This is a genomic window from Kitasatospora sp. NPDC048298, from assembly GCF_043201465.1.
Lineage (GTDB): Bacteria > Actinomycetota > Actinomycetes > Streptomycetales > Streptomycetaceae > Kitasatospora.
This window is the reverse complement of the sequence record NZ_JBICYZ010000001.1, coordinates 116,505-132,649: the sequence shown is the minus strand read 5'-3', so window position 1 is coordinate 132,649 and position 16,145 is coordinate 116,505. Positions and strand designations below refer to the sequence as shown.

Below are 16,145 nucleotides of genomic sequence, written 5' to 3'. Positions count from 1 at the left end.
GCTGGCCAACTCCTTCTGGTGATCCGGCAGTCCGGTGGTGCTCTGTCGAATGCCGGTCACGACATCCCCAACTCGTTGTCGATGAACGCGAAGACCTCGTCCGCGGTCGCCTCGTCCAGCTTCTGCGCGGTGGTGGCGGCGGTCGGCGCGTCGCGCCGGTCGCTCCAGCGGGCCAGGACGGCCTGCAGGCGGGCGACCACCTCCTCGCCGGTGTCCTCGTCGGGCAGCGGCTGCGCGAGCGCGGCCTCCAGCCGGGCGAGGGTGTCCAGCAGCGGTTCGTCTCCGGACCGCGGGTCGGCGAGCAGCTGCGGGTGCAGGTGCTCGGCCAGGGCCGTGGGCGTCGGGTAGTCGAAGACCACGGTGGCGGGCAGCCGCAGGCCGGTGAGGCCGTTGAGGCGGTTGCGCAGTTCGACCGCGGTCAGCGAGTCGAAGCCCAGCTCCCGGAAGGCCCGGGCCGTCCCGACGCCGTCGGTACCGGTGTGGCCGAGCACCGCCGCCGCCTCGGTCCGTACCGCGTCGACCAGCAGGCGCCTGCGGTCCGCCTCCGGGGCCTCGGTGAGGCGCTCCACCAGGACCGGCCGCCCGGAGGCGCCGGTCTGCGAACCGCTCTGCGGGCCGTCGTCGGCGAGGGCCGCGGCGACCTCGGGCAGGTCGGCGATCAGCGGGCGGGCCCGGCCGGCGGTGAAGGCCGGGGCGAAGCGCGCCCAGTCGACGTCGGCGACGGTCACCGCGGTCTCGCCGAGGCCGAGTGCCCGGTCGAGCGCCGCGACGGCCAACTCCGGTGCCATCGCCGGGAGTCCGCGGCGGGCGAGGTGTCCCTCGGCCTCGCCCTCGGCCATCCCGCCGCCGGCCCACGGGCCCCAGGAGACGGCCGTGGCGGCCAGGCCGCGCGAGCGGCGCTGCTCGGCCAGGGCGTCCAGGAAGGCGTTGGCGGCCGCGTACGAGCCCTGGGTTCCGCTGCCCCAGATGCCCGCGATGGACGAGAACAGCACGAACGCGTCCAGCGGGGTGTCGCCGAGCATTTCGTCCAGGTGGACGGCGCCGCCGACCTTGGCCGCCAGTACCTCGGCCAGCTGGTCCGCGGTGATCTCGGCCAGCGGTACGGCCAGGTCCAGGCCGGCCGCGTGGACCACGGCGTCGACGGGGTGCTCGGCGAGCAGCCCGGCGACGGACGCGCGGTCGGCCACGTCGCAGGCCGCGAGGGTGACCCGGGCGCCGAGCCCGGTCAGCTCGGCGGCCAGCTCGGCGGCCCCGGCGGCCTGCGCGCCGCGCCGGCTGGTGAGCACCAGGTGCTCGGCGCCGGCCCGCGCCAGCCAGCGGGCGACCTGCCCGCCGAGGGCGCCGGTGCCGCCGGTGATCAGCACGGTGCCGCGCGGCGTCCACGGGGCCGGCGCCTCGGCCGTCCCGAGCGGACGGCTGTGCACCAGCCGGCGGACCAGCGCGCCGGAGGACCGCAGGGCGATCTGGTCCTCCCCGTCGGCGCCGGCGAGGACCGCCGCCAGGTGCTGCCGTGCCCGGTCGTCGAGCGTCTCGGGCAGGTCCAGCAGACCGCCCCAGCGCTGCGGCTGCTCCAGTCCGACGACCCGGCCGAGGCCCCAGACCTGGGCCTGGACGGCGTTGCGCAGTCGGTCCGTCGGGCCGGTGGAGACCGCGCCGCTGGTGATCAGCCAGAGCGGTGCGCCGATTCCGGCGTCGCCCAGCGCCTGCACCAGGGCCAGGGTGCCGGACAGGCCGGCCGACAGGCCCGGGTGCTCGGAGTTCGAGCGCCCGGTCAGCGCGAGCAGGGAGAGCACACCCGCGATGGGGGCCTCCGTGCCGCCGGCGGCCTCGCGCAGCTCGCCGGCCAGGGCCGTGCGGTCCGCGGTCGCCGGGTCGACGGTGATCCGCTCGACCCGGGCGCCGTGCCCGGCCAGCAGGTCCGCCAGGTCGCCGGCCGGCTGCTCGCCGGCCCGGTCGGCGGGCTCGACGACCAGCCAGCGGCCGTCCAGGGACGGGGTGCCGTCCTGGTCGCCGGGCAGGGCGCGCCAGCTGACGCGGTAGCGCCAGCGGTCCAGCGTCGACTCGTCGGCGTTGCGGCGCCGCCAGGACGACAGGGCGGGCAGGACCGCGCTCAGCGGCTCGTCCCCGCGGACGTCCAGGGTGCCGGTCAGCGCGGCCAGGTCGCCGCGTTCCACGGCGGCCCAGAAGTCCGCCTCGGCCGGGTCGTGCTCGGTGCCGGCGGCGGGGGCCGCCTGGGCGGCCTTCGGCCAGTACCGCTCACGCTGGAAGGCGTAGGTCGGCAGGTCCACCCGGCGGGCGCCGGAGCCGGCGAACAGGGCCTCCCAGTCGACCGCCGCACCGCGGGTGTGGGCGACGGCCAGGGCCGCGGCGAGCGCGTCCCGCTCGGGCCGGTCGCCGCGCAGGGCGGCGGCGAAGGCGGTGTCCGGTCCGTCGACGCAGTCCTGGCCCATGGCGGTGAGCACGCCGTCGGGGCCGAGTTCGACGAAGGTGGTGACGCCCTGGGCCTCCAGGGTGCGCATCCCGTCGAGGAAGCGGACGGCCTCGCGGACGTGCCACACCCAGTACTCGGGCGAGCACAGCTCCTCCGCCGTGGCCATGTCCCCGGTGACGTTGGAGACGACCGGGATGCGCGGGGCGCTGTACGTCAGCCCCTCGGCAACGGCCCGGAACTCGTCCAGCATCCCGTCCATCAGCGGCGAGTGGAACGCGTGCGAGACGCTCAGCCGCTTGGTCTTCTCGAACTTCCCGGCGATCGCCAGGACTTCGGACTCCTCGCCCGAAACCACCACGGAGGAAGGCCCGTTGATCGCCGCGATGCTCACCTGAGCGGTCAGCAGCGGCAGCACCTCCTCCTCCGAGGCCTTGACCGCCACCATCGCGCCGCCCTCCGGCAGCGCCTGCATCAGCCGGCCACGAGCCGCCACCAGCGCCACGGCGTCGTCCAGCGTCAGGACGCCCGCGACGTGGGCGGCCGCGATCTCTCCGATCGAGTGGCCCACCAGGAAGTCCGGACGGACCCCCCAGCTCTCCACCAGCCGGAACAGCGCCACCTCGACCGCGAACAGCGCCACCTGGGTGAACTCCGTCCGGGCGAGAACCGCGGCGTCCTCACCGAACACGGCCTCGCGCAGCGGCAGTTCGACCCGAGCGCAGACCGCGTCGAAGGCGTCCGCGAACACCGGGAAGGCCGCGTACAGCTCACGCCCCATGCCCGGACGCTGGCTGCCCTGCCCCGTGAAGAGGAACGCCGACTTCCCGCCGACCTCGCCCCGGGTGAGCCCCGGCAGGGACCCTCCCTCGGCGAGTTCTCCGAGCCCGCGCAGCACCGCCGCGCGGTCCGCGCCGGTGAGCACCGCGCGGTACTCGTGGGCGGCGCGCCCGGTCGCCAGCGAGTACGCGGCGTCGAGCAGCGTGACCTCCGGGTGGCCGGCCAGGTGGGACTGCAGGCGGCCGGCCTGCCGGCGCAGGGCCGACTCGGACCGGGCGGACAGCACCACCGGCAGGACCGGCGGCTCGACGGCGGCCCGGTCCTCCCCGGCTTCGGCCACCGGCTGGACGCCTTCCAGGATGACGTGGGCGTTGGTGCCGCTGAACCCGAAGGAGGAGACGCCCGCGCGGCGCGGGGCGCCGGTCTCCGGCCAGTCCCGCGACTGCGTCAGCAGCTCGACGGCGCCCGCCGACCAGTCGACGTGCGAGGTGGGCTCGTCGACGTGCAGGGTGCGCGGCAGCACGCCCTCCCGGATCGCCATCACCATCTTGATCACACCGCCGACACCGGCCGCCGCCTGGGTGTGGCCGATGTTGGACTTCAGCGAGCCGAGCCACAGCGGGTCCCCGCCGCGCTCCTGCCCGTAGGTGGCCAGCAGGGCCTGGGCCTCGATCGGGTCGCCGAGCACCGTGCCGGTGCCGTGCGCCTCGACCGCGTCCACCTCGCCGGCCGACAGCCCGGCACTGGCCAGCGCCGCGCGGATCACCCGCTGCTGCGCGGGGCCGTTCGGGGCGGTCAGGCCGTTGCTGGCACCGTCCTGGTTGATCGCGCTGCCGCGCACCACGGCGAGCACGGGGTGCCCGAGGCGCTCGGCGTCCGACAGCCGCTCCAGCAGCAGCACACCGGCGCCCTCGCCCCAGCCCGTACCGTCCGCGGCGCCCGCGAAGGACTTGCAGCGGCCGTCGGCGGCGAGGCCGCGCTGGCGGCTGAACTCCAGGAAGGCCCCCGGCAGCGACATCACGGTGACACCGCCGGCCAGGGCCAGCGAGCACTCGCCGCCGCGCAGCGCCTGCACGGCGAGGTGCAGGGCGACCAGCGAGGAGGAGCACGCGGTGTCCACCGTCACCGCCGGGCCCTCGAGACCGAAGGTGTACGCCAGCCGGCCCGAGACCACGGCGGCCGCGTTGCCGGTGCCGAGGAAGCCGTCGGCCTCCTGCGGCGCGCCGAGCAGCAGGGTCGCGTAGTCCTGGCCGTTGGAGCCGACGAACACGCCCGCCTGGCTGCCCTTCAGCGTGGCCGGGTCGATGCCGGCCCGCTCGAAGGCCTCCCAGGAGGTCTCCAGCAGCAGGCGCTGCTGCGGGTCCATCGCCACCGCCTCGCGCGGCGAGATGCCGAAGAACGCCGGGTCGAAGCGGTCGGCGTCGTGGACGAAGCCGCCGTGGCGGGCGTAGGAGGTGCCCGGGTGCTCCGGGTCCGGGTGGTACAGGGCGTCCAGGTCCCAGCCGCGGTCGGTCGGCATCTCGCCGACCGCGTCGGTGCCGGAGAGCACCAGCTGCCACAGCTCCTCGGGGGTGCGGACACCGCCCGGGTAGCGGCAGCTCATCGCGACGATCGCGATCGGGTCGTCCTGCGTCCCGGTGCCGTCGCCGGCGGCCGGACGGACGGCGGGCAGGGCCGACTGCGGCTCGGCTCCGACGAGTTCGGTCCGCAGGTGCTCGGCCAGGGCGAGCGGCGTCGGGTGGTCGAAGACCAGGGTCGCGGGCAGCCGCAGGCCGCTGGTCTCGGTGAGCCGGTTGCGCAGCTCGACCGCGGTCAGCGAGTCGAAGCCCAGCTCCTTGAACGCCCGGTCCTCCTCGACCCGGGTGGCCGAGGCGTGGCCGAGCACGGCGGCGGCCTCGGTCCGCACCAGGTCCAGCAGGTACTGGCGGCGCTCGCCCTCGGCGAGGCCGAGCAGGTGGGTGCGCAGGGTGCCCGCGGCGTCGGTGGCGGCCGGGTGGGAGCCGGCGGCCAGCGCCTCGCCCGCCTCGGCGATCCGGTCGAGCAGCGGGCGCGGACGGGCGGCGGCGAAGGCCGGCGCGAAGCGCGCCCAGTCGACGTCGGCCACGGTGAGCGCCGGCTCGTCCGAGCCGACCGCACCGGCCAGCGCGGCGATCGCCAGGTCGGGCGCGATCGGCGCCAGGCCGCGGCGGCGCAGCTGCTCGCCCGCCTCGCCGTCGGCCATGCCGCCGTCGGCCCAGGGGCCCCAGGCGACGGCCGTGGCGGCCAGGCCGCGGGCACGCCGCTGCTCGGCCAGGGCGTCCAGGTAGGCGTTGCCCGCCGCGTAGGCGCACTGGCCCGCGCTGCCCCAGGTGCCGGCGATCGAGGAGAAGAGGACGAAGGCGTCCAGTTCGGTGTCGCCGAGCAGCTCGTCCAGGTGCGCCGCACCGGCCACCTTGGCGGCCACGACCGCGGAGAACTCCGCGAGGCCGGTGGCGGCCAGCGGGGTGGTCTGGCCGACGCCCGCGGTGTGCACGACCGCGTCGACGGGGTGCTCGGCGAGCAGCGCCTCGACGGCCGTACGGTCGGCGACGTCGCAGGCGGCGACCGTCACCCGGGCGCCGAGGCCCTCCAGCTCCGCGCGCAGTTCGGCCGCGCCCGGGGCGTCCGGGCCGCGACGGCTGGTCAGCACCAGGTGCTCGGCGCCGTGCTCGGCCAGCCAGCGGGCGACCCGGGCGCCCAGGGCGCCGGTGCCGCCGGTGACCAGGACGGTGCCGCGCGGGTTCCAGCCCGCGCCCTCGGCGCGCTCGGCCCGGACGAGCCGGCGCACGAACACGCCCGAGGCGCGCACCGCCAGCTGGTCCTCGTCGGCCGGAGCGGCCAGGACGGCGGCCAGCCGGCCCTGCGCCCGCTCGTCCACCACCTCGGGCAGGTCGAGCAGACCGCCCCAGAGGGCGGGGTGCTCCAGCGCCGCCACCCGGCCGAGGCCCCAGACCTGGGCCTGCGCCGCGTCGCGCAGCCGGTCGGCGCGGCCGACCGAGACCGCGCCCGAGGTGGCCAGCCACAGCGGGGCGGTGAGCTCGGCGTCGGCGAGCGCCTGGATCAGGACCAGCGCCGACTCCGCGCTCGGCGCGAGCGCCAGCACACCGGCGGGGGCGGACGGCAGCTGCGCCACCAGGGCGGCCGCCTCCTCCCGCGACCGGGTGCCCGGCTCCAGCCGGTGCACCGCGGCGCCGTGGGCGGTCAGCGCCCGCTCGGCCGCCTCGACCAGGTCGGGGGCGGCGTCGCCGGGCACCAGCACCCAGGTGCCGGACAGCGTCGCGGCTCCCGTCGCGGCGGCCGTCGGCTGCCAGGTGACGCGGTAGCGCCAGCCGTCCACCGTGCGGTCGTCGCGATTGCGGCGGCGCCAGGAGGACAGCAGCGGCAGCAGGGGCAGCAGGTCGTCCTGCGGCCCGGTGCCGTCGACGGAGAGCGTCGCGGCCAGCGCCGCCACGTCCTCGCGCTCCACGGCGGACCAGAACTCGCTCTCGGCTCCGGAGAGTTCGGCGCGCTCGGTGCCCGCCTGCGGGGCCGCCGGGAGCGGCTCCGGCCAGTAGGCGTCCGGCTGGAAGGCGTACGTCGGCAGGGCGACCCGGTGGGCGCCGGTGCCGGCGAAGACCGCCTCCCAGTCGGGCCGGACGCCGCCCGTGTGGGCGGCGGCCAGGGCGGTGGCGACGGTCCGCGCCTCCGGGCGGCCGGCGCGCAGCGCGGTGGTGAACCGGGCCCGGGTGGACTCGCCCAGGCACTCCTGGGCCATCGCGGTGAGGACGCCGTCGGGGCCCAGCTCCAGGTAGGTGGTGACGCCCTGGGCCTCCAGGGTGCGCATCCCGTCGAGGAAGCGGACGGCCTCGCGGACGTGCCGCACCCAGTACTCGGGCGAGCACAGCTCCTCGGCGGTGGCCAGTTCACCGGTGACGTTGGAGACCACGGCGATCCGCGGCGCCGCGTAGGTCAGACCCTCGGCGACGGCCCGGAACTCCGCCAGCATGCCGTCCATCAGCGGGGAGTGGAAGGCGTGCGAGACGCTCAGCCGCTTGGTCTTCTCGAACTGACCGGCGATCGCGAGGACTTCGGACTCCTTGCCCGAAATCACCACGGAGGAAGGCCCGTTGACGGCCGCGATGCTCACCTGGGCGGTCAGCAGCGGCAGGACGTCCGCCTCGGCGGCCTTGACGGCCACCATCGCGCCGCCCTCCGGCAGCGCCTGCATCAGGCGGCCGCGAGCGGCGACCAGCGTGACGGCGTCGTCCAGCGTCAGGACACCCGCGACGTGCGCGGCCGTCAGCTCGCCGATCGAGTGACCGGCCAGGACGTCCGGACGGACCCCCCAGCTCTCGTACAGCCGGAACAGCGCCACCTCGACGGCGAACAGCGCGACCTGGGTGAACTCGGTGCGAGCGAGAACCGCGGCGTCGTCGCCGAACACGGCTTCGCGCAGCGGCAGTTCGACCCGGGCGCAGACCGCGTCGAAGGCCTCGGCGAACACCGGGAAGGCCTCGTACAGCTCACGCCCCATGCCAGGACGCTGGCTGCCCTGCCCCGTGAAGAGCACGGCGGACCTGCCGCCCCGGGCCCGGCCGCGCACCAGGTTGGGCGCGGTACGGCCCTCGGCCAGCGCCGCCAGCCCGTCGCGCAGTTCGGCGGCGTCGGCGCCGACCAGCACGGCCCGGTGCTCGTGGGCGGCCCGGGTGGTCGCCAGCGCGTAGCCGACGGACGCGGCGGTGTCGCCGTGGTCGGCGAGGTGCCGCTGGAGGCGGGCGGCCTGGTCGCGCAGGCTCTGCTCACTGCGGGCCGACAGCGGCCACAGCAGCATCCGCGGCTCGGCGCCGGCCGGGGTGACCGGCCGGGCCGCGGGCGCGGCCGGCTCGGCCGGGGCCTGCTCCAGGACGGTGTGGGCGTTGGTGCCGCTGACGCCGAAGGAGGAGACGGCCGCACGGCGCGGACGTCCGGTCTCCGGCCAGGGCCGGGCCTCGGTCAGCAGCTCGATCGCTCCGGCCGACCAGTCGACCTCGGGGGACGGCTCGTCCACGTGGAGGGTCTTGGGCAGCACCCCGTGCCGCATCGCCATGACCATCTTGATCACGCCGCCGACACCGGCCGCCGACTGGGTGTGGCCGATGTTGGACTTCAACGACCCCAGCCACAGCGGCTGGTCGTCGTCGCGGCCCCGGCCGTAGGTGGCCAGCAGGGCCTGGGCCTCGATCGGGTCGCCGAGCACCGTGCCGGTGCCGTGCGCCTCGACGGCGTCGACCTCGTCGGCGGACAGCCGGGCGGCCGCCAGGGCCTGGCGGATGACGCGCTGCTGGGCCGGGCCGTTGGGGGCGGTGAGCCCGTTGCTGGCACCGTCCTGGTTGATCGCGCTGCCGCGCACCACCGCGAGCACCGGGTGCCCGTTGCGGCGGGCGTCGGACAGCCGCTCCAGCAGGAGCAGGCCCGCGCCCTCCGCCCAGCCGGTGCCGTCGGCGCAGGCCGCGAAGGGCTTGCAGCGGCCGTCGGGCGCGAGGCCCTGCTGACGGCTGAACTCGACGAACAGGCCGGGGGTGGCCATCACGGTGGCGCCGCCGGCCAGGGCCAGCGAGCACTCGCCGTTGCGCAGCGCCTGGGCGGCCAGGTGCAGAGCCACCAGCGAGGAGGAGCACGCGGTGTCGACGGTCACCGCCGGGCCCTCGAGGCCGAAGGTGTAGGCGACGCGCCCGGACACCACGCTGGTCGAGGCACCCGTGAGCAGGTGACCCTCCAGCGCGGAGCCGGCCAGGATGTTGGTGTAGCCCTGGTAGGCCGCCCCGACGAACACGCCGGTCGAACTGCCGCGCAGCGCGCCCGGGTCGATCCCGGCCTGCTCGAACGCCTCCCACGAGGCCTCCAGCAGCAGCCGCTGCTGCGGGTCCATGGCGAGCGCCTCGCGCGGCGAGATCCCGAAGAAGCCCGCGTCGAACTCGCCCGCGCCGAGCAGGAACCCGCCCTCGCGGACGTAGCTGGTGCCGCTCTTGGTCCGGTCCTGGTCGTACAGGGCCTCGGTGTCCCAGCCGCGGTCGGCCGGGAACGGGCTGATGGCGTCGCCGCCCTCCGCGACCAGCTGCCACAGCTGCTCCGGGCTGCGCACCCCGCCGGGGAAGCGGCAGCTCATCGCCACGATGACGACCGGGTCGTCGGCGGCGGCGGCCGGGACGGGCAGCGGCGCCTGCACCGCGGGCTCCTCGCCCGCGAGTTCGGCCCGCAGGTACTCGGCCAGCGCCGCCGGGCTCGGGTGGTCGAAGACCAGGGTGGCCGGCAGCCGCAGGCCGGTGACCGCGTTGAGCCGGTTGCGCAGCTCGACCGCGGTCAGCGAGTCGAAGCCGAGCTCCTTGAACGCCCGGTCCGCGTCCACCTGTTCGGCGGTGGCGTGCCCGAGCGCGGTGGCCGCGTGGCCGCGGACCAGGTCGGTCAGCAGGCGCAGCTGCTCGGCGGTGGCGAGCCCGGACAGCTTGCGGGCCAGGCCGGACTTGGCCTCGCCGGCGCTGACGGCGGCCGCGGTACGGCGGCTCTTCGGCCGGACCAGCGCGCGCAGCAGCGGCGGCACGGTGCCCGCGCCGACCTGCTGGCGGATGGTGGCGAGGTCGAGCCTGGCGGGCATCAGCTGGGCCTCGTCGGTGCCCAGCGCCGCGTCGAACAGGGCGAGGCCGTCCTCGGAGGACAGCGCCCGCATGCCCGAGCGCGACATGCGCGTCACGTCGGCCTCGTCCAGGTGGCCGGTCATGCCGCTGCGCTCGGCCCAGAAGCCCCAGGTCAGGGCGTGGGCGGGCAGGCCCAGCGCGCGGCGGTGGTGGGCCAGCGCGTCGAGCAGCACGTTGGCCGCCGCGTAGTTGCCCTGCCCGGCGCCGCCGAAGGTGCCGGCGGCGGCGGAGAAGAGCACGAAGGCGGCGAGGTCGCTGCCGGCGGTGAGCTCGTGCAGGTTGAGCGCGCCGTCCACCTTGGGCCGGAGCACCTCCGTGACGCGCTCGGGGGTGAGCGCCGACACCACGCCGTCGTCCAGGACGCCGGCGGTGTGCACCACGGCGGTCAGCGGGTGCGCCGCCGGGACGGCGTCCAGCACCGCGGCCAGCGCGGCCCGGTCGGCGACGTCACAGGACGCCAGGGTGACCTCGGCACCAAACTCGCCCAGCTCGCGGGCGAGTTCACGCCCGGCCTCGGACTCGGCGGCCCGACGGCCGGTGAGCACCAGGTGCCGGATGCCGTACCGGGTCACCAGGTGGCGGGCCAGCAGCGCACCGAGGGTGCCGGTGCCACCGGTGATCAGGACGGTGCCGTCCCGGTCCGGGAGCGGCGGCATGGTCAGCACCAGCTTGCCGGTGTGCCGGGCCTGGCTGAGGAAGCGGAACGCCTCCGGCGCCTGCCGGATGTCCCAGGTCGCGATCGGCAGCAGCCGCAGCTCACCGCGCTCGAACAGGGCGACGATCTCCCGCAGCATCTCGCGGATCCGGTCCCGACCGGCCTCGACCAGGTCGAACGCCTGATAGCGCACACCCTCGTGGTCGGCCACGACCACCTGCGGGTCCCGCTTGTCGGTCTTGCCCATCTCCAGGAAGCGCCCGCCGCGCGGCAGCAGCCGCAGCGAGGCGTCGACGAACTCACCCGACAGGGAGTCCAGCACGACATCCATGCCGGCGCCGTCGGTGGCCGCCAGGAAAGCGCCCTCGAAGTCCAGGGTCCGGGAGTTGGCGATGTGCGCGTCGTCCAGACCCGAGGCCCGCAGGGCCTCCCACTTGCCCGGGCTCGCCGTACCGAACACCTCGGCACCCAGATGCCGCGCCAGCTGCACCGCCGCCATCCCGACACCACCGGCGGCGGCATGCACCAGCACCCGCTCACCCGCCCGCAGGCCGCCCACGTCCACCAGGCCGTAGTAGGCGGTCAGGAACACCACCGGCACGGAGGCGGCCTGAACGAAGGTCCAGCCCTCCGGGATCCGGGCCAGCAGGCGGTGGTCGACCACCGAGTACGGCGCGAACGAGCCGGAGAACAGACCCATCACCCGGTCGCCCGGGGCCAGGTCCGTCACCTCGGCGCCGACCTCCAGGACGACACCCGCGCCCTCGTTCCCCATGACCTGCTGGTCGGGGACCATACCCAGGGCGAGCACGACGTCACGGAAGTTGAGGCCGGAGGCGCGCAGCGCGACCCGCACCTCCCAGGCGCCGAGCGGGCGGAACTCCTCCGGGCAGGGCGCCAGGACGAGGTTCTCCAGGGTCCCCTCGGCCGTGACGTCCAGCCGCCAGGCCGGGTGCCCCACCGGGGGAACGAGCCGACCCGAGGTGCCCGGACGGGCCAGCCGGGGTGCGCGGACCGCGCCGGCCCGCACGGCCAGCTGCGGCTCGTCGGTGGCGAGCGCGGCGAGCACGGCCTCGGCGGCGCCGTCCGCGTCCGCCTCCTCGGCGTCGAGGCCGAGGTCGAGCAGGACGAAGCGGCCCGGGTTCTCCGACTGCGCGGAGCGGATCAGGCCCCACACCGGGGCGTACGCCAGGTCGGCGACGTCCTCGCCGGTGGCGGTGGCGACGGCACCACTCGTCACGAACACCAGCCGGGACTCGGCGAACCGGTCCTCGGCCAGCCAGGCCTGGGCGGCGGCCAGCGCCCCCAGCACGGCCGCGTGCGCGGCCTCGGCGGCCGGGAACGCGCCCGACCCGTCACCGGTCACACCGGCGGCCCGGCCGAGCGGCAGGAACACCAGCCCGGGGACGTCCTGCGCCCCGGCCAGCTCCGGCAGACCGGCGAAGATCTGCGCGGACCCGGCCAGGTCGCGCAGGACGGCCGGCAGCCCGGCCGCGTCCGAAGCGACCAGCGCACGGCTCACGGCGGCGCCGTCGACCGGCTCCGACCCGAGCAGCGCCCAGTCCAGGCGGAACAGCGCGTCACGCGGGGCACCCTGACCGGCGGCCACGCCGTCGGCGGAGACCTCGCGCAGCACCAGCGAGTCGATCGCCACGACCGGAGCACCGGTCTCGTCGACGGCCAGCAGCGTCACCGCGTCCGGCCCGGCAGCCGCGAGGCGCACCCGCACCCGGGCGGCACCGACGGCCGACAAACCGACGCCCGACCAGGAGAACGGCAGACGCGCCCGGCCGGTGTCCGCGAGCAGCTCGCCCAGCCCCACCGTGTGCAGCGCCGCGTCGAGCAGCGCCGGGTGCAGGCCGAACCGGCCGGCCTCCGACTGGACCTCCTGCGGCAGTTCGACCTCGGCGAGGACCTCGTCCCCGAGCCGCCAGGCGGCCCGCAGCCCCTGGAAGGCCGGGCCGTAGCCGTAGCCGGCGGCGGCCAGCCGCTCGTAGAAGCCCTCGACCGGCAGCTCGACGGCACCCTCCGGCGGCCAGACGGCCTCGATCCCGGCCGGGGCCTGCGCCTGGTCACCGGCAGCGACCAGACCGGTCGCGTGCCGCATCCACGGCTCGGAGGCGGCGGCGTCCTGCGGACGGGAGTGCACCGACACCGGGCGGGCGCCCGAACCGTCGGCGGCACCCACCCACACCTGGACGGCCACCGCGCCGCGCTCCGGCAGCACCAGCGGCGCCTCCAGCGTCAGGTCCTCGATCCGGTCGCAGTCGACCTCGTCGCCCGCGCGGAACACCAGCTCGACGAACGCCGTCCCGGGCAGGATCACCGCGCCGCCCACGGCGTGGTCGGCCAGCCACGGGTGGCTCTGCACCGACAGCCGGCCGGTCAGCACCAGGCCCTCGCCCTCGGCTAGCACCACGGCCGCACCGAGCAGCGGGTGGTCGGCGGACTCCAGGCCCATCGCGGTCGCGTCGCCGATCCAGGAGCCGGCCAGCTTCGGCCAGAAGCGCTGCCGCTGGAAGGGGTAGGTGGGCAGGTCGATGCGGCTTGCGGCCGGGAACAGCGGGGCCCAGTCGACGGTGGCGCCGTTGGCCCAGGCCTCGGCGAGGGCGGTCAGGAAGCGCTCCCGGCCGCCCTGGTCACGGCGCAGGGTGCCCTGAACGCTCGCCTCGGCGTTGGCGGCGTCGACGGCCTCCTGGACGCCGACGGTCAGCACCGGGTGGGCGCTCACCTCGACGAACTGCGAGTGGCCGGACGCCAGAAGGGCCTCGATGGTGCTCGCGAACTCCACCGTCTGGCGCAGGTTGCGGTACCAGTAGGCGGCGTCCAGCGAAGCGCTGTCGATCAGTTCACCGGTGACGGTGGAGTGGAACGGGATCTCCGGCACACGGGGCGTGACCGGGGCCAGCAGCTCAGCAAGGCGGGCCTCGATGCGCTCGACGTGCGCCGAGTGCGAGGCATAGTCCACCGCGATGCGACGCGCCCGGATCTCCTGCGCGGTGCAGTACTCCATCAGCTCGTCGAGGGCACCGGCGTCGCCGGAAACGACCACCGAGCTGGGGCCGTTGACGGCCGCGATCGAGATTCCCTCGCGGCCCTCCAGGAGTTCACGCACCTGCTCGGCGGGCAGCGGGACGGACACCATGCCACCCAGGCCCGAGAGCTCGATGATCGCCTGGCTGCGCAGCGCCACCACCAGCGCCGCGTCCTCCAGCGACAGCGCACCGGAGACGGCAGCGGCGGCGATCTCGCCCTGCGAGTGCCCCACCACCGCCGACGGCTCCACACCGTACGAACGCCACAGAGCAGCCAGCGAGACCATCACGGCGAACAGCACCGGCTGGACCACGTCCACCCGCTCCATCCACCCGCCGTCCTCACCCGCGACGACGTCCAGCAGATCCCAATCCACATGCGGCGCAAGAGCGCTCGCGCACTCCTCCATCCGGGAACGGAACACCGGCTCATCCGCCAGCAGTTCCCGGGCCATGCCCAGCCACTGCGAACCCTGCCCCGGGAACACGAACACCGGCCCACCGGTCGTCCGGGCCGTGCCCTGGACCAGCTGAGCCACCTGCTCACCGTCGGCGAGCGCGGCGAGACCGGCGAACAGGTCCGCCTCCTCCGCGCCGACGACCACCGCGCGGTGCTCGAACACCGAACGGGCCGTGGCCAGCACGCCGGCGACCGCGGCCGGATCGAGGGACTCCCCGGCGGCCGCGCTCTGCGTGAGGTGCACCGCCAGGCGGCGGGCCTGGTCGCGCAGCGCGGCCTCGGTGTGCCCGGAGAGCACCCAGGGCAGCGGGCCCGCGGTCCCGTCGGCGGGCGCCGACTCGGCCGGGGAGGCCGCGGGCGCCTGCTCGATGATGGTGTGGGCGTTGGTGCCGCTCATGCCGAAGGAGGAGACGGCCGCACGACGCGGACGGCCGCGCTCCGGCCAGTCCCGGGCCTCGGTCAGCAGCTCGACCGCGCCCGAGGCCCAGTCGACGTGCGGGGTGGGCTCGTCCACGTGCAGGGTCTTGGGCAGCACCCCGTTGCGGATCGCCATGACCATCTTGATGATGCCGCCGACGCCGGAGGCGGCCTGGGTGTGGCCGATGTTCGACTTCAACGAGCCGAGCCAGAGCGGCTCTTCGGTGTGCTCCTGACCGTAGGTGGCGAGCAGCGCCTGGGCCTCGATCGGGTCGCCGAGGGTGGTGCCGGTGCCGTGCGCCTCGACGGCGTCGACCTCGGCGGCGGTCAGCCCGGCGTCGGCCAGGGCCTGCCGGATGACGCGCTGCTGGGCCGGGCCGTTGGGCGCGGTGAGGCCGTTGCTGGCGCCGTCCTGGTTGATCGCGCTGCCACGGATCACCGCGAGCACCTGGTGCCCATTGCGCTCGGCGTCGGAGAGGCGCTCCAGCAGGAGCATGCCCGCGCCCTCGCCCCAGCCGGTGCCGTCGGCGGCGGCCGCGAAGGCCTTGCAGCGGCCGTCCGAGGCCAGCGCCCGCTGGCGGCTGAACTCCACGAAGGTGCCCGGGGTGGACATCACGACCACACCACCGGCCAGCGCCATCGAGCACTCGCCGCTGCGCAGCGACTGCACGGCGAGGTGCAGGGCGACCAGCGAGGAGGAGCACGCGGTGTCCACCGTCACCGCCGGGCCCTCAAGCCCGAAGGTGTAGGCGAGACGCCCGGAGACCACGCTGGCCGCGTTGCTGGTGGCCAGGTAGCCGTCGGTACCCTGCGGGCTGGCCATCAGCAGGCTCGCGTAGTCCTGGCTGTTGGTGCCGGCGAAGACGCCGGTCCGGGTACCGCGCGCCGCGTCGGGGGTGATACCGGCGCGCTCGAAGGCCTCCCAGGTGGTCTCCAGCAGCAGACGCTGCTGCGGGTCCATGGCGAGGGCCTCGCGCGGGTTGATCCCGAAGAAGCCGGGGTCGAACTCGCCGACGCCGTCGAGGAATCCACCCTGGTCGGCGTAGGAGGTGCCGGGGTTCGCCGGGTCCGGGTCGTACAGGGCGTCCAGGTCCCAACCACGGTCGGCCGGCATGCCGCCGACGGCGTCGCGGCCCTCGGCGACCAGTCGCCACAGGTCCTCGGGGCTGCTCACGCCGCCTGGGTAGCGGCAGGCCATCGCGACGATCGCGATCGGCTCGTCGTCCACGGCCGTCGTACGCACCGGGAGGTTTTCCACCGTGCCCACGGTGCCCAGGAGTTCGGCACCGATGTGGGAAGCGAGCGCGGCGGCGGTCGGGTGGTCGAAGACCAGGGTCGCGGGCAGCCGCAGACCGGTGGCCGTGTTGAGGCGGTTGCGCAGCTCGACGGCGGTCAGCGAGTCGAAGCCCAGCTCCTTGAACGCCCGACCCGCCTCGACCGCACCGGCGGAGGCGTGCCCCAGGACGGCGGCGGCCTCGGTGCGGACCAACTCGACCAGCAGGCGGTCGCGTTCGGCCTGCGGCCGGCCGGACAGCCGGTCCCGCAGCTCGTTCGCCGGGCCGCCCGGGGTGGCCCCGCCGGCCTCGGTCTCGGCCAGCGCCCGGACCACGTCCGGGAGTTCGGCGATCAGCGGGCGCGGGCGGGCGGCGGTGAAGGCCGGGGCGAACCGCGACCAGTCCACGTCCGCGACGGTCACCGTCGC

General features: G+C 75.9%; 1 protein-coding gene (only partly in view). It reads right to left on the bottom strand.

What is annotated here, in order from left to right:
* Positions 1-56: 56 nt before the first annotated feature.
* On the bottom strand, positions 57-16,145 hold the end of the coding sequence (locus ACGF0D_RS00060; RefSeq protein ID WP_392913164.1) for a type I polyketide synthase. Its footprint extends 17,787 nt past the window's final position; only the last 16,089 of its 33,876 coding nucleotides appear in the window; the start codon falls outside the window, past its right edge; it ends in the stop codon at positions 57-59.